Below are 21,580 nucleotides of genomic sequence, written 5' to 3' on the forward strand. Positions count from 1 at the left end.
GAACCGGCGCGGACCAGCAACCTGAACGGCTGATCCGCCGTCAGATGGGTGAGGGGGAGACGGCATTCCGATTGTCCTGACCGCTCGGGCGACCGCGGAGGAGGAGAGCGTGCACATCACCGGCGACCACCGGCGCCTGGCCATCCAGGGCCGCCTCGACGTCCGCAGCGCCGCCGACGCCCGTGCCCGCCTGCACCAGGCGGTCGACGGCGGGCACGGCGACCTGGTCCTCGACCTCGCCGGCCTGGAGTCCTGGGACGCCACCGGCCTCGGCGTCATCATGGGCACCCACCGCAGGGCGGGGCGCCTCGGGCGCCGTCTGGTGCTGCGTGCCGTCCCGGCCCAGCTGCAGCGCCTCCTGGTCGCCACCCGCCTCCACCGCATCCTCGCCGTCGAGGGCACCGTCCCCGACCCCTACGGCACCACGCTGCCCGTCGTCCTCTGACGCATGCTCCCGCCGGCCGTCGGCAGGGCAGCGCCCCAGGGGCGCGAGGAACTGCGCGCAGGGGAACGGCAACGCCTGCAACTGGCTCGCCTGCCCCGATCCAACGCTGGGCCGCCTTCCGCACTCGCGCAGTTCCCCGCGCCCCCGGTGTAGCCACTTTCGTGCCCCGGGTAGAGGCCTCGGAGACGGGTGTGCGAGAGTCTCCGGTCAGACAGTCGGCCTAGACGGGGCGGAGCGAGATCGTGAACCAGCCATCCGGTGACGTCCGGCAGGAGGCGCCGCGCCAGCGGAGCGGTGAGCTGGTCACCGGTGACTGGCTGCTGGTGGTGGGAGGGGCGGACGGGTCGGAGTTCCGGCCGTGCCCGCCGGAGTGGCGGCCGCAGCCGCGGCGGGTGGTGGCGGACAGCCACCGGCCGACCGCCGCCGCGGTGGGGCCGCTCGCCCTGGGGAGCGCCGCCGCGGACCAGCCGCTGCTGGACCGCGAGGCCGACGTGGCGCAGCTGCTGGGCCTGCTCGCGGAGGGCCGTTCGGTACGGCTGGTGGGCCAGGGCGGCTCCGGCCGGACCGCGCTGCTGGGTGCGGTGGCGGACGCCGCCGGCGAGCTGGCGCCGGACGGGGTGGTGCGCCTGACCGGGCACCGCCGGACCTCGTCCGATCTGCTCCAGGACCTGTACGCGGCCACCCACCGGTCGGCCCCGTTCCGCCCTGACCAGGACCAACTGCGCGACCTGCTGGCCCCGTTGGGCGCCGTGGTGGTGATCGACGACGTCGAGCCGAGCGGTCCCGAGCTGGAGGAGCTGCTGGCCGCCGCGCCGGACTGCGCGTTCCTGGTCTCGGTCGCCCCCGGCAGCCCCCAACTGCCGCCCGGCTCAAGGCTGCTGGACCACCTGGTGGGCGGGCTGTCCCGCCCCGCCTGTCTGAACCTGGTGAGCCGGCTGGCGGGCCGGCCGCTGGACGAGCACGAGCGGGCCTGGGCGATCGACCTCTGGTTCGAGTCCGAGGGGCTGCCGCTGCGCTTCGTGCAGGCGGCCGCCCTGCTGCGCCAGCGGGACGTCGAGGTGGACACCCTGGTCGCCGAACACGAGGACCGGGGGCGGGTGTTCGGCCTGGTCAAGGAGGTCGCCCGGCCGGAGGACCCGGCCGAGCTGGAGGGGGAGCTGCGCCGTTCGGTGCCGCTGCCCTCGGTGGCCGAATCCGCGGCGCCGACGCTGCGGCTGGCGGCCGGGCTGAGCGAGGCGGCCCGGGCGGTGCTGCTGCTGGCGGTGGCGCTCGGAGGGGAGTGCCCGACCGCCCCGCACCTGCCCGCGCTGATCGACGTGGGCCTGGGCGAGAGCGCCCTGCAGGAGCTGACCGATTGCGGTCTGGCGGTCTCGATCGGGGGCCACCACCGGCTCACCGACGGGGTGTTGGAGACCCTGGCGGAGCAGTGGGAGCCGGGCGAGGTGGCCTTCGGGGCGGCCCGGCACTTCTCCTGGTGGGTGGGGCACAGCTCGGTCAGCCCGGCCCAACTGGCCGCCGAGGCCGAGGTGGTGGTCGGTGCGCTGCTGGCCGACCGGGCGGCCGGGCGGCCGGAGGAGGTGCTCCGGCTGGCCCGTGCGGCGGCGCCGGCCTTCGCGCTGTCGCTGCGCTGGGGCGCCTGGGAGCAGGTGCTGGAGATCGGCCTGGAGGCGGCCCGCGAACTCGGCTCGCCGACCGAAGAGGCCTGGTTCCACCAGGAGTTGGGCGTGCTGGCGGCCTGCACCGGGGTGACCGGTCCGGCCATCGGGGAGCTGGAGGCGGCGCTCTCGCTGCGGGCCTCGGTGGAGGAGGCCCGGGGCACCGCCGCCGGGCGCCGGATGCTGGCGCTGCTGCGGGCCGGGTCCGGTCGGGCGATCGAGGGCGCGGGGCGTCCCGGCGGGGGGCGGCGGCCCGTGATGCGGGCGATCGCCGCCCAGGTGCCGCTGCGGTTCCGCAAGAAGATCCTCCGCGGCGGCCGCCGCCGTGCCGCGGTGGCGGCCGGGGCGGCGGTGCTCGCGGTCGGCGTGCTGGGGACGGCGGTGGGCCTGAGCCTGGCGCGGTCGGACGAGCCCGGCCGGGGCGGCCACAACGGGGTGCTGGACGAGGGCGTCTACACCGGTGACGTCAGCATCGCCCCGGGCACCACGCCCACGCCGAGTCCGACGGCCACCTCGGCAGCCCCCTCGCCGAGCGAGTCGGAGAGCCCGAGCCCGTCCGCGAGCCCGTCCAAGAGCGGTACCCGCAAGCCGAGTTCGAGCCCGAGCAAGTCCTCGACGCCGACCACTCAGCAGCCGAGCCAACCGCAGCCGACGACTCAGCCGCCCGCTACCAGTAAGCCCCCGACGACGCCTTCGGCCTCCTCGACGCCCCCGACGACGCCGTCGCCGAGCTCGACGCCTCCGACCAGTCCGTCGCCGAGTGACCCGACCACGCCGGGGTCGCCCTCGGCGTCCTAGAAGAGCTTGAGCTTGTCGTCGTCGATGCCGCGCAGCTCGTCGTAGTCGAGCACCACGCAGCCGATGCCGCGGTCGGTGGCCAGCACCCGGGCCTGCGGCTTGATCTCCTGGGCGGCGAAGACGCCCTTCACCGGGGCGAGCAGCGGGTCTCGGTTGAGCAGCTCCAGGTACCTGGTCAGCTGCTCGACGCCGTCGATCTCGCCGCGGCGCTTGATCTCGACGGCGACGGTGGCGCCGTCGGCGTCCCGGCCGAGGATGTCCACCGGGCCGATCGCGGTGGGGTACTCACGGCGGATCAGGGTCCAGCCGGTGCCGAGCACCTCCATGCGGTCGGCCAGCAGCTCCTGGAGGTGCGCCTCGACGCCGTCCTTCACCAGGCCGGGGTCCACGCCGAGCTCGTGCGAGGAGTCGTGCTGCACCTCCTCCAGGGTGATGATCAGCTTCTCGCCGGCCTTGTTGGTCACCGTCCAGACGTCGCCGTCCTGCTTCAGGGAGCAGGGGGGTGACATCCAGTTGAGGGGCTTGTAGGCCCGGTCGTCGGCGTGGATGCTGACGCTCCCGTCCGCCTTGACCAGGATCAGGCGGGTCGCGGAGGGCAGGTGGGCGGAGAGCCGACCGGCATAGTCGACGGAGCAGCGGGCAATGACGAGACGCATGGTTGACCACGCTAGCCCAGCGGGGCCAGTTGAAGCGAAACCGCGACGGACGGGTGATGAACCCGCGTGAACGGCGAAACATGGAGTCTGCACACCGCCCCGCGCCGTAGCTCCACGGGTTGTCCGGCGGGTGGGGGTCACTCAACGGGGACGGAGCACTTCGATGAACGATCCGACGGGATTCGGCCAATCTGACGGGGCACGCGGCGATTGCGGTTCGAATCGGGGGATTCCCCGGCCGTACTGACGAGCGGATGTCACTCTGTGGTGAGCGGTCGTAGCTTTCCACAACTGCACCAGCGGCACCAACGGCACCAACGGCACGACGTACGACCACCCCGGCGGTCCGCCCGGGGTGGACCGCGAGAGGAGAACCCATGTCGCTCGACGTCTCACCGGCCCTGCTGGAGAAGGCCGAGAGAGGAGAGGTCGACGAGAGGGAGTTCGTCGACTGCGTCCGAACCTCCCTGCCGTACGCCTGGGACCTGATCAGCTCGCTGGTCGCCCAGGTGCAGGTGGACGGCACCGACTTCGCCGACAACCAGGTACCGCCGCCCAGCGAGCAGGCCCGGGGCCAGCTGCTGCGGGCGATGGCCAGCGACGCGATCCGGGGTGCCCTGCAGCGGCACTTCGGCGTCCGGCTGGCGTTCCAGAACTGCCACCGGGTCGCGGTCTTCGCGCCCTCGGAGCAGAGCGACGAGCGGTACCACCGCTTCACCTCGGTCCGGGCCCAACTGCTCAACCAGTCCGATGAGTTGCGGGACTGCTGAGGCCTGACCGCCGAACTGCCGGGACGCCGGGCCGCCTGCACCAGGGCCCGGCGTCCTGACGTTCGCTCAGTCCAGCTGGGGGAGCACCTCGGTGCCCAGCCGGGCGATGTTCTCCATGGTCGCGGCGTGCTCGCCCGAGCCCTCGGCCAGCAGGGCGAAGCGGCGGATGCCGGTCCGCTCGGCGGTGGCCAGCAGCCGGTCCGCGGCCTGCCGGGGCGTGCCCACCGCGTGCAGGTCGCAGAGCAGTTCGGTGTACTCGCGCGGATCGCGCATCCGGCGCTCCCGGCCGTCCACCGTGCGGTGCGCGCCGAGCCCGTGCTCGAACCAGCCGGGCATCGCGGCCAGCAGCCGGGCCCGGGCCGTCGCCGTCCGGTCCTCGATCTGCACCACTCCGGCGGCCATGTGCTCCCGCTCCACCCGGGCCAGTTGCTCCTCGCCCCGGCCGCACTCCCGCCAGGCGGTCCGGTAGGCCTCCAGCATCAGCGACTTGTCCTCGTCGCCCGAGTGCATCCCGAGCAGCATCGGCAGCCCGCGCTCGGCCGCCGCCCGGACGCCGGCCGGCGAGGTGCAGGCGGCGATCACCGGCGGGCCGCCCTGTGCCGGGTCGGAGGTGACGGAGTGTCCGCCGATCGGCAGGGCGCCGTCCACCGCTCCGCCGCCCGGCCGCTGACGGGGGAAGCGGGTCAACGGCCTCCCGTCGAGCCAGTCGGCCAGGTCGGCCGGGCGCGGCCCGGTCGCGCGGGGCACCACGTCCACGGCCGGGAAGCTGAACTGCGGCCCCTGGGCCCCGACCCGGGTGCCGCGCAGCCAGCGCAGCAGCAGGTCGAGCCGCTCGCCGAAGCCCTCCTCGTACGCGGCCGCGCCGGTGCCGAACACCGCCAGGTCGATCCACGGCCCGCCCCGGCCCACGCCCAGCGTGAACCGGCCGTCGGAGGTCAGGTGGAGCAGCGCGGCCTTCTCGCCGAGGGCCACCGGGTGGGTGGTGGAGAGCACGCTGACCGCCGTGCCGACGCCGATCCGGCGGGTCCGGCCGAGCAGCAGGGCGGCCAGGGTGGCCGCGTCCGGGCAGACGCCGTAGGGCACGAAGTGGTGCTCGGCCAGCCAGACCGAGTCCAGGCCGGACCGTTCGGCGGTCTCGGCGGCGGCGACGGTGCGGCGCAGCACCGCACCGTGGTCCTGGCCCGGGAACTGGGCCGAGAGCAGGAAGGCGCCGACCCTGAGGGAGTCGGTCCCCGACGCGTCGCCCAGCAGCGGTGCCGGGGGCAGGTCGAGCTGAGGGGTGGTCAGTTGGTCGGTGTCGGTCATCGGATGGCCTCCTCGGGTGCCGCAGGGTCTGCGAGCCCCGCCTTGTCCCTCGTTGAGTAACCGATGTCATGTGCCATTGGCACTCGGAACGCCCCGATTCGCGGAAGATCGGGTGGATCTCCCCGGAAAGCCTGAGGCGCCGTCGGCCCGCGTGGTAGGGCTGCGGGGCGGGGTGGTGCGCCCCGTACCCTGGAGGACCAGACCGTCCGCTCCGTCCGAGAGGTGCCCGCCGTGTCGCCCCGCCGCAAGCCGCCCCGCAGTCAGGCCGCCCCGGAGGAGCCGTCAGGCGTGCCGTTCGGCGGCACGCTGCGGCGGGTCGAGGAGTTCGGCGGCGAGGACTGGGTGGTGCAGACGATCCCGGGCACCTCGGGCCGCTTCTACCGCTGCCCCGGCTGCGACCAGGAGATCCCGCCCGGTGTCGGCCACGTGGTGGCCTGGCCCGCTCACGGCGCCGGCGTGGACGACCGCCGCCACTGGCACCGCGCCTGCTGGAGCGCCCGTGAGCGCCGCAGCAGCAACGTCCAGCGCGGCAGGAACGCCCCCCGCCACTGAGGCGGAGGGCGTTCCGTGAGGGTGACGTGCCGTCAGGCGTCGCGCTTCTTGAGGACCAGGATGCCGCCGGCGATGGCGGCCACGGTCCAGGCCAGGCAGATGAAGAAGCCGGTCCAGGGCCCGTACGGCTGGCCGGACTGCTCGTAGACGGTGATCATCCGGGAACCCGCGTAGTCCGGGAAGTACCGGGCGACGTTCTTGGCGTACGGCACCGCCGACAGGATCGGCGAGAGCAGGAAGAAGAACGGCACCAGCACGCCCAGCGCCAGCGTCTGGTTGTGCAGCATGGCGGTCACGCCGGCCGCGAACAGGCAGAGCATGGTCAGGTAGAGCGCCGCCCCGATCACCGCGCGCAGCACGTTCGGCGCGCCGATCGTGGTGGAGTGGTCGCCGAGCACCGCCTGGCCGACGAAGAAGGTGATGAAGGCGGTGGCCAGCGAGACGGCCAGCGCCAGCGCGCCGAGCACCGCGGCCTTGCCGAGCAGCAGGGTCCCCCGCTGCGGGACGGCGGCCAGGCTGACCCGGATCATGCCGGTGCTGTACTCGTTGCCGACCGCCAGCACCCCGAACACGATGATGGCCAACTCGCCCAGCAGGATGCCGGAGAAGGCCGTCCCGGTGGCGTCGAAGGGGGTGCTGGAGCCCCGGGTGAACTCGTCGAAGTTCAACTTGGTGACCAGCGAGAGCAGCCCGCCGACCACCAGGGTGATCAGGAAGGTCAGGGCGAGCGTCCAGATGGTGGAGCGGACGCTGCGGATCTTGGTCCACTCGGACTGCAGGACGGCGGGGAACGACGCCATCAGCTGTTCTCCTTCCAGCCGGCGCCCCAGCCGGCGCTCTGCGGGGCGGCGGTGCGCTCGGGGGCGGCGCCGCCGCGGCCGTCACCGGCGTGGTACTGCACCGAGTCGGCGGTCATCTGCATGAAGGCTTCCTCCAGCGAGGCCTGCTGCGGGCTCAGTTCGTGCAGCGTCACCCCGTGCGAGGCGGCCAGCTCGCCGATGTGGGCGAGGTCGCCGTCCTCGATCTCGTAGGCGCCGTCCGGCCCCGGGGTGGCGTTCAGCCCGGCGCCGTGCAGCGCGGTGAGCAGCTGCTCCACGTGCGGGGTGCGGACCCGGACCGCCGAGCGGGAGTTCTGCTTGATGAACTCCGCCATCGAGAGGTTGGCCAGCAGCCGGCCGCGGCCGATCACCACGAGGTGGTCGGCGGTCAGCGCCATCTCGCTCATCAGGTGGGAGGAGACGAAGACGGTGCGGCCCTCGGCGGCCAGACCCTTCATCAGGTTCCGGATCCACAGGATGCCCTCGGGGTCGAGCCCGTTCACCGGCTCGTCGAACATCACGATCTCCGGGTCGCCGAGCAGCGCGGAGGCGATGCCGAGCCGCTGCCCCATCCCGAGCGAGAAGCCGCGCGAGCGCTTGCGGGCCACGGCGGTCAGCCCGACCAGCGCGAGCATCTCGTCCACCCGGGCGCGCGGGATGCGGTTGCTCTGGGCCAGCCAGAGCAGGTGGTCGTACGCCGTCCGGCCCGGGTGCACGGCCTTGGCCTCCAGCAGCGCGCCGATGTACTTGAGCGGCTCGCTGAGCTGCCCGTAGCGCTTGCCGTCGATGGTGACCCGGCCGCTGGTCGGGCGGTCCAGGTCGAGGATCATCCGCATGGTGGTGGACTTGCCCGCGCCGTTCGGCCCGAGGAAGCCGGTGACCACCCCCTGGGGGACCTGGAAGCTCAGCCGGTCCACGGCGACGGTGTCGCCGTAACGCTTCGTCAGCTCGTGCAATTCGATCATTTGCGCTCCCTCACTCTCCGTCAGGCTATGACAAAGCGGACAGAGCAGCGCGCTGCTGCGGCCGGTCGGTGTGCCGCCATACGGTGGGCACCATGACTCTCCCCGCTCACGGCACCCACGGCGTCGGTACGCCGCTGGTGCTCCTGCACGCCTTCCCGCTCTCGGCCCGGATGTGGCAGGCCCAGCTCGCCCCGCTCGCCGACGTCGCCACCCTGATCACCCCCGACCAGCGCGGCTTCGGCGCCACCCCCGTCGGCGACGCGCCGCCCTCGCTCGACACCGTGGCCGACGACCTGGTGGAGCTGCTGGACGAACTGGGCCTGGAGCAGGCGGTGTTCGGCGGCCTCTCGATGGGCGGCTACGTCGCGATGGCGCTGGCCCGCCGCCACCCCGAGCGGATCGCCGGACTGCTGCTGGCCGACACCAAGGCGACGGTGGACACCCCCGCCGCCAAGGCCAACCGGGAGCGGATCGCGGGGGCCGTGCTGGCCCGGGACAGCGTGGCGCTGCTGGCCGAGGAGAAGATCGAGGACGGGCTGCTCGGGCCCGGCACGGACCCCGAACTCACCTCCCACGTACGGGAGATGATCGCCGCCGCCTCGCCCGCCGGAGTGGCCTGGGCCCAGCGGGCGATGGCCGCCCGGCCCGAGTCGCTGGCCGCCCTCCGGGCCCTGGACGTGCCGGCGGCGGTGGTGGTCGGCGAGCACGACGCCCTCACCCCGCTGGCCGAGGCCCGCCTCATCGCGGAGGCCCTCCCCGGCGCCGAACTCACCGTCATCCCGGGCGTCGGCCACCTGAGCTCCCTGGAGGCCCCCGAGAGCTTCAACGCCGCCGCCCGGGCCCTCCTCCGCCGCTGCTGACCCGACAGGCCGTCAGCGGCCCTCTGACGGCCCGCCAGGCAGTGGCCTCAGGGGCGCGGGGCTCTGCTGATCGGCGGCTCCGCCGCGGGGCGCGCGGGGGAACGGCAGCACGGGCAACTGGCTCGCCTGCCCCGACCTGGCGGTGGTCCGCCTTCCGTACTCGCGCAGTTCCTCGCGCCCCTGAGCAGCTGCCCTGCCGGGCGTCGCCGCGCATGCCAAAGGGCCCGCACGACCTCCCCGGAGGGGGTGTGCGGGCCCTGAGGGTGGGTCAGCGGGACTGCTGGGCCGGGACGCCGAGGGAGTCGTCGGTCGGCAGCGAGGCGGCCGCGACGGCGGCACCCGTGAGGGTGGCGAGCATCTCGCGGACGTTGGTGAGCTGGGCGTTGATCGAGTCGCGGCGGTTGGTGAGGGCCGCGAGCTCGCGCTCGGACTCGCTGCGGATGCGGTCGGCCTTGGCGTTCGCGTCGGCCACGATGTCCTCGGACTGGCGCTGGGCCGTCTCGACGGTCTGGCGGGCGCGGCGCTCGGCGTCGGTGCGGAGCTTCTCGGCCTCCAGGCGGAGCTGCTCGGCGCGGTGCTCGATCTCGGCGAGGCGCTTCTCGGCCTTGGCCTGACGGGCCGCCAGGTCACGCTCGGACTGCTCGCGGCGCTTGGCCAGGTTGGTCTCGAACTCGAGGGCGGCCTGGGCGGCCTTGGTGCGGGTCTCCTCGAAGAGGGCGTCCGCCTCCTCGCGCTTGTTCTGAGCGTCCTTGTTGGCCTCGGCGCGCAGCTGGGCGCTGTCGCTCTTCGCCTTGTCGACGATCCGCAGACCCTCGTCCTCGGCCTTGGCCTTGCGGTCCTTGGCGTAGTTCTCCGCCTCGGTGCGGACCTGCTGAGCGGCGGCCTCGGCCAGCTCGCGGTGCTGCTCGGCGGCGCGGTGCGCCTCGTCGCGCAGGTCCTTGGCCTCCTCCTCGGCGAGGCGGAGGATCTTCTCGACCCGGGCACCCAGGCCGGCGTACGAGGGCTCCTGCTCGGAGACCGCGGCCTGCGCGCTCTGGGTCTCCAGGTGGAGCTCCTCGATGCGCTTCTCCAGCGCGCCGATCCTGGTCAGGGCGGAGTCGCGGTCGGCCACCAGCTTGGTGATCCGCTCGTCGACCTGGGCACGCTCGTACCCACGGCGCACCAGGTCGAAGCCGTGAGGGGAGTGACTGTCGCTCATGGGGTTCTGGGCTTCCTGTCGTTAACCGCTGAGGTGGTTGAGGGAATCCTGACACGTTATCGGAGTGTCTACGGCGAAACGCCGTTGCTCCACGGACAATGTCCGCTCAATCGGGTGGTGCGCTGCCGGTGCGATTGCCCCCCGAACGGGGAGAACCGACACCGGCACCGGCCTTCGCCGCCCCGTCCTTCTTGCCACTGCTTCCCCCGTTGGCCTGGGCGACCGGTGACGGCGCCTCGAAGGCCTCCAACGCGGACAGGACGTCCTGCACCCGAGAGATCTCGGTGTTGATGTCCTTGCGCCGGCGGACCAGTTCGTCCAACTCCCGGCGGCCCTCGTCGGTCACGCGCTGCGCCTCGGCCTTCGCCTCGGCCAGCATCCGCTCGGCCTCCTCGGCCGCCAGCGCGAGCTGCTCCTCGGCGGTCTCGTCGGCCCGCTTCAGCCGCTTCTCGGCCTGGTCGGAGGCGGCCTCCAGCTGCTGCTCGGCCTCCTCCTGAGCGGCCGTCAGCTTCTGCGCCGCCTCCTCCTCGGCGGCGGCCAGCGCGGCCTCCGCGTCGGTGCGCAGCCTGTCGGCCCGCTCGGTGGAGGCGGCGAGCTTCTGCTCGGCCTCCTTGAGCAGGCCCTCCGCCTTGCGGACGGCGGAGATGCGCACCTTGCCGGCCTCGGCGGAGGCCTCCGAGGTGAGCTCGGCGGCCTTCTCCTCGGCGTCGGCGACCAGCTTCGCCGCCTTCTCCTCGGCCTCGGCGACGGCCGTGGTGGCCTGCTCCTCGGCCTCGGTGAGCTGTTCCTGAGCCGCCGTCACCAGCGCGTCCACCCGCTCGCCGGCCGACTTCATGGCCTGCGCGTTCTCCTTGCGGGCCCGCTCGTGCAGGGCCTCGATCTCGGAGTCGGTGCGCTCGCGCAGCTCCTCGGCGCGCTCGCGGATGCCGGTGGCGTCCCGGCGGGCCTCGGAGAGCAGCGCGTCCGCGTCGGCGCGGGCGCGCTCCACCTCGGCCTGGCCGGCCGCCTCGCCGGCCGCGGTGAGCCGCTCGGCCTCCTTGCGGGCGGCCGCGACCATCGCGTCGGCCTGCTCCTCGGCGGCGGCGGTGGTGGCCAGGGCGGTGGCCTGGGCGTCCTCGCCGAGCGACTCGGCGTCCGCGAAGGCCTTCTCCAGCACGGACTTGGCCTGCTCGCGGGTGGCCCGGTCGAACTGCTCGGCGGCCTCGCGGGTCTCCGCGTCGTAGGCGTCGGCCCGGCCGCGGGTGGCCGACTCGTAGTCCTCGGCCAGGGTGCGGGTGGCGAGGGCGTACTCCTCGGCCTCGGCCCGCAGCGCGGCGGCGAAGTCCTCCGCCTCGGCGACGGCCGCGGCGCCCCGCTGCTCGGCCTCCGCCGTGGTCCGGCGGGCCTCCTCCTCGGCCTCGGCCCTGGTCCGCTCGCCGAACTCCAGCGCGTCCTGGCGCTCGGCGCGGGCCTCGGCGCGCAGCTGCTCGTCGTAGGCCTCGGCCTCGGCCCGGTCCCGGGCGATGGTGTCGGCGGTGCGCTCGCGGTCGGCGGCGAGCTCGGCGGCGATCCGCTCGCGCAGCGCGGCGGTCTCCTCCTCCGCGTCGGAGCGCAGCGCGGCCACCTCGGCCTCGACGGCGGCGCGCAGCGCCTGCGTCTCGGCGGCGGCCAGCTCGCGCTGCTCGGCGGTCTCCAGCTCGGCCAGCTCGCGGGTGTCGGCGGCCTCCCGCTCGGCGGCTGCGCGCAGTTCGGCGATCTGCTGGGAGGCGGCTTCGTGCAGTCCGGCCACGGACTGCCGGACCTCGGCGGCCTCGTCCTCGGCGGCCGAGACCAGCCCGGCGGCCTCCTTCTCGGCGTTGGAGCGGAGCTCGGCCAGCTCGGTGGTGGCCAGGGCCCGCAGCACGCCGACCTCGGTGACGGCGGCGGCCGCCTCCTCCTGGGCCTGCGCCAACTCCCGGGCACCCTCGGCCCGCAGCTCCTCGGCCTCCCGCCCGGCGGCGGCCAACTGCTCGGCCACCTCGGCGGCGGTGCGCTCGCGCAGCTCGGTGGTCTCGGTGCCGGCCTCGGTGCGCAGCGCGGCCACCTCGGCCTCGACCGCGGCGCGCAGGGCGTCGGTCTCGGCGGCGGTGCGCTCGCGCAGGGCGTCGGTCTCGGCGGCCGTGCGCTCGGCGAGTTCGGTGGTCTCCCGGGCGGTGCGCTCGGTGAGCTCGGCGCTCTCCCGGGCGGTGCGCTCGCGCAGCTCGGTGGTCTCCGCCTCGGCGGCGGCCCGGAGTTCGGCGGTCTCGGCGGCGGTCCGCGTGGTGAGCTCGTCCGCTTCGAGCGCGGCGGCCTCCCGGTCGGCCCGGGCGGCGGCCAACAGTTCGGCGGTCTCGGTCTGCTCGCGGTCCAGCGCGGTCTGCGCCTGGGCCCGCTCGCGGCGGCTCTCCTCGCGCAGCGCCTCGGCCTCGGTCTCGGCCTCGCCGCGGCGGCGGACCGCCCAGGCCTCGGCCTCGGCGCGGTGGCCGTCGGCCCAGTCGGAGGCCTCGGTGCGGGCGGCCTCGGCGGCGGCCCTGGTCTCGGCAGCCAGCGCCTCGGCCGCGGCCTGCGCCTCGGCCCGCACCCGCTGGTCGAACTCGACGGCCTCGCGCCGGAGTTCGGCGGTCTCCCGCTCCGCGGCGGAACGGTTCTCGGCGGCCGCCGCCTTGGCTGCGGCCAGTGCGTCCTGGCCGCGCTGCTCGGCGGTGGCGGTGACCTTGCGGGCCTCCTCGCGGGCCCGGGTCAGGGTCTGCTCGGCCCGGCCCTGGGTCTCGGCGGCCCGCTCCTCGGCCTCGGCCCGCAGCCGCTCCAGCTCGGCGGCGGCCCCGGCCCGCAGCTCGTCCGCGTCGGCCTTGGCCTTGGTGAGCAGCTCCTCGGCGGTCTTCGCGGACTCCTCGATCCGGAGCACCGCCTGGCGCCGGGCCTCGCCCTCGACCCGCTCCGCCTCGGTGGTGGCCCGTGCGTGCAGCTCCTCGGCCTCGGCGCGCAGCCGCTCGGCCTCCTGGTGCGCCCGGGTGAGCTGCTCGCGGATCGCGGCGGCGTCCTCCTGGGCGGCGTTCTGTGCCTGTTCGACGGCGGCCTGAGCCTCCGTCAGCAGCTGGTCGGCCTCCTCGGCCGCCTCGGTGCGCAGCCGCTCCGCCTCGGCGGTGCCGGCCGCGACGGCTTCGGCCGCCTCCCGGGCGGCCCGGGCGACGGCCTCCTCGGCCTGCTTGGCCGCCTTGGCCAGGTGCAGGGCCGCGTCCTTGGCGCCCTCCGCCCGGCCGGCCTCGCGGGCCTCCTCGTGCAGCCGGGCGATGGCGGCCTCGGCCTCGGCGCGCTGCTCCGCGACGGCCCGCTCGGCCTCGGCGCGCTGCTCGGCGATGGCCGCCTCGGCCTCGGAGCGCAGCTCGTTCGCGACCGACTCGGCGGCACCGCGCAGCCGCTCGCCCTCCTCGGCGGCGGCGGCCCGGGCGGCCTCGGCCTCGGCCTTGACGGTGGCGGCCTCGGCCTTGATCCGGTCGGTCTCCTTGGTGGCGGTGGCCACCATCCGGGCGATCTCGGCCTTGGCGGTCTGCGAGCGCTGGTCGGAGGCGGCCTCGCCGTCGGCGACCAGCCGCTGGACGGCGGCCTCCGCCTCGGCCAGCTGCTGCTCGGCGGCGGCCTCGGCCTGCGCCCGCAGCTCGGCGGTCTCCTGGCGGGAGCGCTCGGCCTCGGCCAGCACCTCGGCCCGCAGCCGCTCTATCTCGGCCTGGGCGGTGCCCAGCGCCTCGGTGGCGCGCTGCTGGTCCTCGGCGGCCTTCAGCTTGAGCTGGCTGATCTCGGCCTGGGCCTCGTCCAGCCGCTGCTCGGCGGCGGCCTGGGCCTCGGCCAGCCCCCGCTCGGCGGCGGCCCGGGCCTCCACCAGGCGCTGTTCGGCGGCGGCCTGGGCGCCGGCCAGCTGCTGCTGGGCCTCGCCCGCCACCGCCTCGGCCTGGGCGTTGGCCTGCTGGGCCTGCTCGGAGGCGGCCCGGAGCAGGCGCTCGGCGTCGTTCTGGGCGCGCAGCAGGGCGGCCTCGGCGGCGGCCTGGGCCTCGCCGCGGGCGGCGTCCACGTCGGCGGCGGTCTGCGCGCGGGCCTGGTCGGCCAGCGCCTCGGCCTCGGCCCGGGCGGCGGCGACCAGTCGGTCGCACTCGGCGCGGGCGTCCTGGAGCAGGCGCTGGGCCTCCTGCTCGGTGCCGGAGCGGGTCTGCTCGGCCCAGGCGACGTTCTCGTTGACGTGCCGTTCGGCGCTGTGCCGGAGCTCGGCGAGCTCCTCCTCCAGCTGGCGGCGGCGGGCGTTGTACTCCGCCTCGATGCGGGCGGTGCGCTCGGCCGCCTCGGCCATCAGCCGCTGGGTGGCCTGCTGGGACTCGTGCAGCTGGCGCTCGGCCTCGGCACGGAGCTGCTGGGCCTGCATCTCGGCGTTGCGGAGCATCTGCTCGGCCTGGCCGGAGACGGAGTCGAAGGCGCGCGGCTGGGCGAGCTGCCGACGGGATTCGTGCAGCTTGGCCCGGAGCACCTCGACCTGGTAGGCGAGGTCCTCGGCATGCTGGACGGTCTTGTCCCGCTCCTTGCGAGCCCGATCCAACTCGGCCTCGAACTGGGAGAGGTGATCGTCAGCCTCGTAGCGGTCGTAGCCCCGCACTCCGCGGTCCCATCCATCTCCTGGTCGCGTCCTCGACCCGGCCCTCGCGACCCCCGTGGCGGGGTCGTTCCGGCTGGTCCTTGCAGCCGTGGCGGGTGCCACGGTCGGAGCCCGGGGGCGTCCGGCGCGCGGTCGTTCCGCGCTCCGCCGTCCGGGTGGACTCCTGAGCGAACTCTTGCCTGTGGAGAATGGTGACAGATCCGAACTGCGACCGTGTCGTCGCGCCCGGTTGGTGGACTCCCCTTGAGCCGGGACCAGCCTCGGCTGCCCCCGTCATCGGCCGTGCCCGCAGGACCGGTCCTCCCCGGAGCTCCGCGCACCCGGGCATTGTAGTGGGACGGCCTGCGGAGGGAATGGCCCCGGTGCGCTTTTCGGAGGTTACTGACGGGTCGCCACCCGGTGGACGGTGCGGGGCCGTACGGGCACGACCCCGCCCCGGGCTCAGTGGGCCTCGTGCGCGCCGCCCTCGGCGGAGGTGACCAGCTCGGTCAGCACGCCGCCGCAGTCCTTGGGGTGCAGGAAGGTGATCCGGGAGCCCATCGAGCCGATCCGCGGCTCCTCGTAGAGCACCCGGACGCCCTTGGCCTTGATGTCGGCCGCGTCGCCGTCCACGTCGGCGGTGCCGAAGGCGATGTGGTGCACGCCCTCGCCGTTCTTCGCGAGCCACTTGGCGACGGTGGAGTCCTCGCGGGTCGGCTCCAGCAGCTGGAGGTAGGACGCGCCGCCGTCCGAGGTGTCGTTGATCTTGAGCATGGCCTCGCGGACGCCCTGCTCCTCGTTGACCTCGCTGTGGAAGACCTCGAAGCCGTAGGTGGCGCGGTAGAACTCGACCGTCTTGTCGAGGTCGAAGCAGGCGATCCCGATGTGGTCGATGCGGGTCAGCACGGCTGGCCTCCGGGGGAGAGAGTGAGGGGTTTGGAAGGTGGGTACCAGTGCAGCGCACCGAGTTGACGCAGCGCCAGCACGTCACGTGCGAGCCTGCTCACAATTCACCGGCCCGTGCTGACACAGTGTTGACCGATGGGTGACACGTGCCGCTGATCACACCTCGGCTCCGGTGACGCCCGGGTTACGGCTCAGTACATTGAGGCGGCATCCCCACACCCTCATGCCTGACGCGCGAAGGGGCTCGTCTCATGACTACTTCAGTGATCGTCGCCGGTGCCCGGACCCCCATGGGGCGGCTGCTCGGTTCGCTCAAGGGCTTCTCCGGCGCCGATCTCGGCGGCTTCGCGATCAAGGCCGCGGTGGAGCGTGCGGGCCTGACCCCGGACCAGGTCCAGTACGTGATCATGGGCCAGGTGCTCCAGGCCGGCGCCGGCCAGATCCCGGCCCGCCAGGCCGCCGTCAAGGCCGGCATCCCGATGAACGTCCCGGCGCTGACCGTCAACAAGGTCTGCCTCTCCGGCCTGGACGCCATCGCGCTGGCCGACCAGCTGATCCGCGCGGGCGAGTTCGACATCGTGGTGGCCGGCGGCCAGGAGTCCATGACCAACGCCCCGCACCTGCTCCCGAAGTCCCGCGAGGGCTTCAAGTACGGCGCGATCGAGATGCTCGACTCGATGGCCCACGACGGCCTGACCGACGCCTACGAGTCCATCCCGATGGGCGAGTCCACCGAGAAGCACAACACCCGTCTGGGCATCGAGCGCGAGGTCCAGGACCGGCTCTCCGCGCAGTCCCACCAGCGCGCCGCCGCCGCCCAGAAGAACGGCGTCTTCGAGGCCGAGATCGTCCCGGTCGAGATCCCGCAGCGCAAGGGCGACCCGGTGCTGTTCTCCCAGGACGAGGGCATCCGCGCGGACACCACCGTCGAGGGCCTCGCCAAGCTCCGCCCGGCCTTCACCAGGGACGGCACCATCACGGCCGGCTCCGCCTCGCAGATCTCCGACGGCGCCGCCGCGGTGATCGTGATGAGCAAGGCCAAGGCCGAGGAGCTGGGCCTGAGCTGGATCGCCGAGATCGGCGCCCACGGCAACGTCGCGGGCCCGGACAACTCGCTGCAGTCGCAGCCGTCCAACGCGATCAACCACGCCCTGTCCAAGGAGGGCATCGGCGTCGAGGACCTCGACCTGATCGAGATCAACGAGGCCTTCGCCGCCGTCGCGTACCAGTCGATGCTGGACCTCGGCGTCTCCGAGGAGAAGGTCAACGTCAACGGCGGCGCGATCGCGCTGGGCCACCCGATCGGGATGTCCGGCGCCCGCCTGGTGCTCCACCTGGCGCTGGAGCTCCAGCGCCGCGGCGGCGGCACCGGCGCGGCCGCCCTCTGCGGCGGCGGCGGCCAGGGCGACGCCCTGATCGTCCGGGTGCCGCGGCAGAGCTGAGCGTAGGTGGTCATCCCGGGGGCGCGGGGAACTGCGCGCAGGGGAACGGCAGCACCGGCAACTGGCTGATGGAGCCTCAGTTGCAGGTGAGTGGCCTTCCGCCTCGCGCAGTTCCTCGCGCCCCCGGGCGTAACCACGTACGTTCCCTGCGCCCTGCGGGGCGTGACCACGATCGAGGAGTGCGAAATGGTCGACGTTGCGGCGCTGGTCGAGCAGGCCCGGGAGGGCCGGCCGCGGGCCGTGGCGCGGTTGATCTCCCTGGTGGAGAACGCCGCGCCGCAGCTGCGCGAGGCGATGGCGGCCCTGGCGCCGTACACCGGGCGGGCGTACACGGTGGGGCTGACCGGGTCGCCGGGGGTGGGGAAGTCGACCTCCACCTCGGCGCTGGTGACGGCGTACCGCAAGCTCGGCAAGCGGGTCGGCGTGCTCGCGGTGGACCCGTCCTCGCCGTTCTCCGGCGGGGCGCTGCTGGGCGACCGGGTGCGGATGCAGGACCACGCGACCGACCCGGACGTGTTCATCCGCTCGATGGCCACCCGGGGGCACCTGGGCGGGCTCTCCTGGGCCGCTCCGCAGGCGCTGCGGGTGCTGGACGGGGCGGGCTGCGAGGTGATCCTGGTGGAGACCGTCGGGGTCGGGCAGTCCGAGGTGGAGATCGCCGCGCAGGCGGACACCTCGGTGGTGCTGCTGGCCCCGGGGATGGGCGACGGGATCCAGGCGGCCAAGGCCGGGATCCTGGAGATCGGTGACGTCTTCGTGGTGAACAAGGCGGACCGGGACGGCGCGGACGCCACCGCCCGGGAGCTGAACCACATGCTGGGCCTGGGCGAGGCCCGGGCGGCGGGGGACTGGCGGCCGCCGATCGTGAAGACCGTGGCGGCCCGCGGCGAGGGCATCGACGAGGTGGTCGAGGCGCTGGAGAAGCACCGCGCCTGGCTGGCGGAGAGCGGTGAGCTGACGGTCCGCCGGCGGCGCCGCGCGGCGGACGAGGTCGAGGCGATCGCGCTGTCCGCGCTGCGGGCGAGGATCGGCGACCTGCGCGGGGACCGGCACCTGTCCGCACTGGCGGAGCGCGTGGCGGCCGGCGAGCTGGATCCGTACGGTGCGGCCGACGAGCTGGTCGCCGGGCTCACCGAGGCCTGAGACGCGCGTCGGCCGGACACCCGGGGGTGTCCGGCCGACGGTGCGTCAGGCGCCGGTCAGCTGCGGCCCTTGAGGCCGCGCAGGTGCTCCGCGACCGGGGCGAGGGCGGCGAACAGGGCGTCGATCTGCTCCGGGGTGAAGCGGTCGATGAAGTGGTGCCGGACGGAGCGCACGTGGTCGGGGGCGACCTTGCGCAGGATGTCCCAGCCGTGCTCGGTGAGGTGGGCGAAGAGGCCGCGCCGGTCGCCCGGACACTCCTGACGGAGCACCAGGCCGGCCGACTCCATCCGGGTGATCTGGTGCGAGAGCCGGCTCTTGGACTGCAGCGTGGCGGTGGCCAGGTCGGTCATCCGCATCCGCCGGTCGGGGGATTCGGAGAGCACGACCAGGATCTCGTAGTCGTTGTTGGCCAGCCCGTGGGGCTGCAGTTCGCGGCCGAGCTGGTACTCGAGCAGGTGGCTGACCTCCAGGTGGGCGCGCCAGAACTGCTGCTCCTTGGCGGTGAGCCAGGGGGTCTCCTCCTCCGCCACCGGCGGGGAGGAGACCTCTGCGGGGGTGTCGGTAGAGGCGTCCATGGCAGACAGCATACCGAGATAGTTCAAAGTTCTACAATCGTACGGCGGGCCCTAGAGTCCGAACCGCCGCCCGAGATCGCCCAGGTTGCCCAGCCCCGGGACGTTGATGTTGGGCAGCTGCTGCCCGCCGTGCCCCGCCTGGTGGGGTACACCGTACCCGCCGCCGGGGACGCCGGCCTCGGCGTGCACCACGCCGACCGAGCGCTCGGCCATCAGGGTCTCGCTGGACTGGATCAGCACCGTTCCGGCCCCGATGAACTCGAACTGGTGCTCCTCGCCGGAGGCGCCGCCGATCCCGGTCAGCTGGCGCAGCCCGCCGAGCAGGCCGGTCATGTAGCCGTGGTCGTAGTGGTGGCAGGGGGCCGGGCAGTCGGCCCAGCCGACCAGCGCCTGCGGGTCCACCTTGATCGGCGGCTCGACGAAGTGCACCGGGCCGTTGGAGGCGGCCACGAACTTGCCGGTGCCGATCAGGGTGAGGAAGCCCGGGATGATCGACTGCTTGAGCTGGAGGGTCGGCTCGAAGGCCAGCAGGTTCCCCGAACGGACCGTCAGGTTGCCGTTCTCCAAGTCGTAGGAGTTCAGGTCGAAGGCGCGGTCGGCGAGCAGCAGCTTGCCCCGGCCCTCGGCCACCACCCAGTCGGAGGCGTGCAGCGGGGAGTTGAAGTTGCGCCCCAGTGCGCGGTCGATCGAGCCGTGGCCCACACCCGTGAAGCGGACGTCGCCGTAGTAGGCGATCATCTTCCCCTTCTGCAGGTAGTAGGGGCCGTTCAGCTCGACCGAGAAGCAGTACGGGTTGACGTTGTCGTTCACCGGCAGGCTGTGCACGTCGTGCACCGGCGGCGGCTCGGGCATGCCCTGGCCGGGCTGCGGCATGTGCTGGGTGGGCGCCTGCGGCGGGTACCCGGGCTGCTGCTGGGGGTAGCCCGGCTGCTGCCCGTACGGCTGCTGGGGCGGCGGCGGGTAGCCCGGCTGCTGGCCGTAGGGCTGCTGCGGGGGGTACGGCTGCTGCGGCGGGTAGGACATCAGAGCTTCTCCTCGCTCGCCTGGACGTACACCACACCGTGGCCCGAGAGCTCCAGCTGGAACGCCTCGCCGGAGCCGCGGCCCACCATGTCGCGCCACCCCAGCGAGGTGGACAGCTTGTTCTGCACCTGGCCGCGGTGCGCCACGTAGGCCTGCGGGTCCACGTGCACCGGCTGGCCCGGCTGGATCTGCAGCTCGACGAAGCCGCCGTGCGCCATCACCGCGACCGAACCCTGGCCGCTGAGCTGGGTGGTGAACAGGCCCTGGCCGCTCATCTGGCCGCGCACCATGCCCATCACCCCGCCCTGCGAGCCGAGGAAGACGGTGGACTGCTGGAGCGTGCCGTCGAAGGCGAGCAGCCGGTCGGCCTCCACCAGCAGGGTGTCGCCGGTGAGTTCGATGATCTGGATGTGGTGGCCGCCGTGGCCGAAGAGCACCGAGCCCTGGCCCTCGACGTTCATCAGCGGGGTGTCCTCGTTCGCCACCCGGCGACCGATCATGCCCATCACACCGCCCTGACCGCCCATCACGTTGGGGGTGAAGGAGACCTCGCCGGTGTAGGCGATCATCGAGCCGCGCTGGCTGAGGATGCGCTGGCCGGGGAAGACCTTGGCCTCGATCAGCTTGGAGTTGACCTTGGTGAACGGCATCAGACGTCGCCCCCGATGGTGAGCCGCTCGGAGGGCTGGACGTAGACCAGGCCCTCGCCGTTGAACTCGACCTGCACGGCCTCGCCGCCGCCCTCGCCGATCAGGTTGGCGGTCCAGCCGCCGCCCGACTTCAGCGCCCGGTTGAGGTTCCCGGTGTGCGCGATGTACGCGCCCGGGTCCACCCGCAGCGGCAGCCCCTGGGAGACCCGCAGGATGACCGCCGGGCCCTTCGAGGTGACGGCCGCCCAGCCGTGGCCCTCCACCTTGGTGGTGAACAGGCCGGTGCCGGAGGCCATCCCGTTGAGGCCGGTGAAGCTGGTGCCGGTGCTGAGGCTCGCCTCGGTGCAGAGGAGGTTGTCCGCCTCCACGTAGAGGGTCTCGCCGTTCAGCCGGACGAGGTTGATCTCGGTGGCCCGGTCGGCGAAGTAGCAGGTGCCCTGCCCCTTCACCTCCATGACCTCCATCTGTTCGCCCGTCAGCCGGCGGGTGACCATGCCGCGCAGGCCGTCACCACCGCCACTGAGCTTCTTGAAGTTCATCTGTCCGGTGTACGCGACCATGCAACCGTTGCGGGCCTTGACCGAGTCGCCCGCCAGGTCGACGGCGAGCACTTTGGAGCCCTGGAGTCGAAACTGTGCCACGCGCTGAAGATAGCGGTCCGGTTCGCGCCGGGGGAGGGGCCCCGGGGCCACTGGTACAGATCCGGTACACGAGGGCCCCCGCCGTCCGGGTGAAGGTAAAGGGCGGGTCATAATGGCGGGGCCGGTTTGTGCGCCGGTTCACAAGCCCGCCGACGTTACGAGGTACCCACCGTGAAGAGCAGTGCCGTCCACCGCCTGCGCCTGGTCTCCGCCCCCGAGGGCCTGTCCTTCATCCTGCTGCTGATCTGTTCGCTGCTGAAGCGGACGACCGACTTCAACGCGGTGCCCGTGATGGGCATGGTGCACGGCGTGCTCTTCGTCCTCTACGTGGTCTTCCTCGCGCTGGCCTGGCAGAAGCAGCGCTGGGACGCCAAGCGCGGCATCGTGCTGTTCGTGCTCTCCGTGCTGCCCTTCGGCGGCTTCGCGGCCGAGCGGATGCTGGCCAAGGAGGAGCGCGGCGAGTACCCGGCCGCCGGGCAGCCCGCCGCGGCCTGACCGCCCGGAACGACACGAAGGCCCGGTCCTCCCCTCCGGAGGGACCGGGCCTTCGCGCGTTCAGGCGG

The 21,580-nt window shown here is 73.7% G+C and carries 19 protein-coding genes; 8 read left to right on the top strand and 11 right to left on the bottom strand.

The genetic code is table 11. The features are described 5' to 3' along the window. The first annotated feature begins 109 nt into the window (after positions 1 to 109). Together ABD946_RS37055 and ABD946_RS37060 are read left to right on the top strand one after the other, a co-directional pair. Positions 110 to 445, top strand: coding sequence for an STAS domain-containing protein (locus ABD946_RS37055; protein ID WP_345290124.1), 336 nt, complete (start codon positions 110 to 112; stop codon positions 443 to 445). Positions 446 to 687: 242 nt separating this feature from the next. After that, positions 688 to 2,898: an ATP-binding protein gene (locus tag ABD946_RS37060; protein WP_345290125.1), complete on the top strand. Its 2,211-nt coding sequence runs from the start codon at positions 688 to 690 to the stop codon at positions 2,896 to 2,898. Here ABD946_RS37060 and nucS read toward each other — a convergent pair. Further along, complete coding sequence (gene nucS / locus ABD946_RS37065) at positions 2,895 to 3,554, bottom strand: endonuclease NucS (protein WP_345290126.1); 660 nt, start codon at positions 3,552 to 3,554, stop codon at positions 2,895 to 2,897. The genes ABD946_RS37060 and nucS overlap by 4 nt on opposite strands. Positions 3,555 to 3,931: 377 nt before the next feature. Between nucS and ABD946_RS37070 the strand changes: the two genes are divergently transcribed. Then, positions 3,932 to 4,324 carry an SCO5389 family protein gene (locus ABD946_RS37070; protein WP_345290128.1) on the top strand — a complete coding sequence of 131 codons (393 nt, stop codon included), beginning with the start codon at positions 3,932 to 3,934 and terminating at the stop codon, positions 4,322 to 4,324. Between the two features lie 66 nt (positions 4,325 to 4,390). Here the strand turns inward: ABD946_RS37070 and ABD946_RS37075 are convergent, their stop codons facing one another. Next, entirely contained in the window at positions 4,391 to 5,629 is a 1,239-nt protein-coding gene (locus tag ABD946_RS37075) for an LLM class flavin-dependent oxidoreductase (protein WP_345290129.1), read from the bottom strand. A 231-nt stretch (positions 5,630 to 5,860) separates the two neighbouring features. Between ABD946_RS37075 and ABD946_RS37080 the strand changes: the two genes are divergently transcribed. Next, positions 5,861 to 6,181, top strand: coding sequence for an ATP/GTP-binding protein (locus ABD946_RS37080; RefSeq protein ID WP_345290130.1), 321 nt, complete (start codon positions 5,861 to 5,863; stop codon positions 6,179 to 6,181). Positions 6,182 to 6,213: 32 nt separating this feature from the next. Here ABD946_RS37080 and ABD946_RS37085 read toward each other — a convergent pair whose 3' ends face one another. After that, positions 6,214 to 6,981: an ABC transporter permease gene (locus tag ABD946_RS37085; protein WP_345290132.1), complete on the bottom strand. Its 768-nt coding sequence runs from the start codon at positions 6,979 to 6,981 to the stop codon at positions 6,214 to 6,216. After that, complete coding sequence (locus ABD946_RS37090; RefSeq protein ID WP_345290133.1) at positions 6,981 to 7,964, bottom strand: ABC transporter ATP-binding protein; 984 nt, start codon at positions 7,962 to 7,964, stop codon at positions 6,981 to 6,983. Before ABD946_RS37090 ends, ABD946_RS37085 begins: the two co-directional genes overlap by 1 nt. 92 nt (positions 7,965 to 8,056) lie before the next feature. Between ABD946_RS37090 and ABD946_RS37095 the strand changes: the two genes are divergently transcribed. Further along, positions 8,057 to 8,824, top strand: coding sequence for an alpha/beta fold hydrolase (locus ABD946_RS37095; protein WP_345290134.1), 768 nt, complete (start codon positions 8,057 to 8,059; stop codon positions 8,822 to 8,824). Positions 8,825 to 9,092: 268 nt separating this feature from the next. Here ABD946_RS37095 and ABD946_RS37100 read toward each other — a convergent pair whose 3' ends face one another. The 3 genes from ABD946_RS37100 to mce form a co-directional block, all read right to left on the bottom strand. Further along, entirely contained in the window at positions 9,093 to 10,022 is a 930-nt protein-coding gene (locus tag ABD946_RS37100) for a coiled-coil domain-containing protein (RefSeq protein WP_345290136.1), read from the bottom strand. 106 nt (positions 10,023 to 10,128) lie between these two features. Beyond that, positions 10,129 to 14,658 carry a hypothetical protein gene (locus tag ABD946_RS37105; RefSeq protein ID WP_345290137.1) on the bottom strand — a complete coding sequence of 1,510 codons (4,530 nt, stop codon included), beginning with the start codon at positions 14,656 to 14,658 and terminating at the stop codon, positions 10,129 to 10,131. 441 nt (positions 14,659 to 15,099) lie between these two features. Further along, complete coding sequence (gene mce, locus ABD946_RS37110; RefSeq protein ID WP_345290138.1) at positions 15,100 to 15,543, bottom strand: methylmalonyl-CoA epimerase; 444 nt, start codon at positions 15,541 to 15,543, stop codon at positions 15,100 to 15,102. A 251-nt stretch (positions 15,544 to 15,794) separates the two neighbouring features. Here mce and ABD946_RS37115 point away from each other — a divergent pair, with 251 nt between their 5' ends. Both ABD946_RS37115 and meaB read left to right on the top strand, forming a co-directional pair. Continuing rightward, a complete protein-coding gene (locus tag ABD946_RS37115; protein ID WP_345290139.1) occupies positions 15,795 to 16,985 on the top strand; it encodes an acetyl-CoA C-acetyltransferase in 1,191 nt (396 codons plus the stop codon). Positions 16,986 to 17,171: 186 nt separating this feature from the next. After that, positions 17,172 to 18,128, top strand: a complete 957-nt coding sequence (meaB, locus tag ABD946_RS37120; RefSeq protein WP_345290141.1) for a methylmalonyl Co-A mutase-associated GTPase MeaB — start codon at positions 17,172 to 17,174, stop codon at positions 18,126 to 18,128. Between the two features lie 56 nt (positions 18,129 to 18,184). Here meaB and ABD946_RS37125 read toward each other — a convergent pair whose 3' ends face one another. The 4 genes from ABD946_RS37125 to ABD946_RS37140 form a co-directional block, all read right to left on the bottom strand. Beyond that, the gene (locus tag ABD946_RS37125) at positions 18,185 to 18,703 is read right to left on the bottom strand and encodes a MarR family winged helix-turn-helix transcriptional regulator (RefSeq protein WP_345290142.1); all 519 of its coding nucleotides are present in this window, start codon (positions 18,701 to 18,703) and stop codon (positions 18,185 to 18,187) included. 51 nt (positions 18,704 to 18,754) lie between these two features. Next, complete coding sequence (locus tag ABD946_RS37130; protein ID WP_345290252.1) at positions 18,755 to 19,576, bottom strand: AIM24 family protein; 822 nt, start codon at positions 19,574 to 19,576, stop codon at positions 18,755 to 18,757. Between the two features lie 149 nt (positions 19,577 to 19,725). Then, positions 19,726 to 20,376 (bottom strand): AIM24 family protein, encoded by a 651-nt coding sequence (locus ABD946_RS37135; protein ID WP_345290143.1) that lies wholly within the window; start codon positions 20,374 to 20,376, stop codon positions 19,726 to 19,728. Next, positions 20,376 to 21,017 carry an AIM24 family protein gene (locus tag ABD946_RS37140; protein ID WP_345290144.1) on the bottom strand — a complete coding sequence of 214 codons (642 nt, stop codon included), beginning with the start codon at positions 21,015 to 21,017 and terminating at the stop codon, positions 20,376 to 20,378. The genes ABD946_RS37135 and ABD946_RS37140 overlap by 1 nt, the downstream gene beginning before the upstream one ends. 171 nt (positions 21,018 to 21,188) lie before the next feature. Here ABD946_RS37140 and ABD946_RS37145 point away from each other — a divergent pair, with 171 nt between their 5' ends. Next, complete coding sequence (locus tag ABD946_RS37145; protein ID WP_345290145.1) at positions 21,189 to 21,512, top strand: DUF3817 domain-containing protein; 324 nt, start codon at positions 21,189 to 21,191, stop codon at positions 21,510 to 21,512. Positions 21,513 to 21,580: the final 68 nt, after the last annotated feature.

It is taken from the genome of Kitasatospora albolonga (assembly GCF_039535905.1).
Taxonomy (GTDB): domain Bacteria; phylum Actinomycetota; class Actinomycetes; order Streptomycetales; family Streptomycetaceae; genus Kitasatospora; species Kitasatospora albolonga.

Coding starts and splice junctions, on each gene's coding strand:
- nucS (WP_345290126.1), bottom strand. CDS start 3,554: ATGCGTCTCGTCATTGCCCGCTGCTCCGTCGACTATGCCGGTCGGCTC.
- ABD946_RS37085 (WP_345290132.1), bottom strand. CDS start 6,981: ATGGCGTCGTTCCCCGCCGTCCTGCAGTCCGAGTGGACCAAGATCCGC.
- ABD946_RS37125 (WP_345290142.1), bottom strand. CDS start 18,703: ATGGACGCCTCTACCGACACCCCCGCAGAGGTCTCCTCCCCGCCGGTG.
- ABD946_RS37135 (WP_345290143.1), bottom strand. CDS start 20,376: ATGCCGTTCACCAAGGTCAACTCCAAGCTGATCGAGGCCAAGGTCTTC.
- ABD946_RS37095 (WP_345290134.1), top strand. CDS start 8,057: ATGACTCTCCCCGCTCACGGCACCCACGGCGTCGGTACGCCGCTGGTG.
- ABD946_RS37070 (WP_345290128.1), top strand. CDS start 3,932: ATGTCGCTCGACGTCTCACCGGCCCTGCTGGAGAAGGCCGAGAGAGGA.
- ABD946_RS37090 (WP_345290133.1), bottom strand. CDS start 7,964: ATGATCGAATTGCACGAGCTGACGAAGCGTTACGGCGACACCGTCGCC.
- ABD946_RS37100 (WP_345290136.1), bottom strand. CDS start 10,022: ATGAGCGACAGTCACTCCCCTCACGGCTTCGACCTGGTGCGCCGTGGG.
- meaB (WP_345290141.1), top strand. CDS start 17,172: ATGGTCGACGTTGCGGCGCTGGTCGAGCAGGCCCGGGAGGGCCGGCCG.
- ABD946_RS37130 (WP_345290252.1), bottom strand. CDS start 19,576: ATGCCGCAGCCCGGCCAGGGCATGCCCGAGCCGCCGCCGGTGCACGAC.
- ABD946_RS37115 (WP_345290139.1), top strand. CDS start 15,795: ATGACTACTTCAGTGATCGTCGCCGGTGCCCGGACCCCCATGGGGCGG.
- ABD946_RS37075 (WP_345290129.1), bottom strand. CDS start 5,629: ATGACCGACACCGACCAACTGACCACCCCTCAGCTCGACCTGCCCCCG.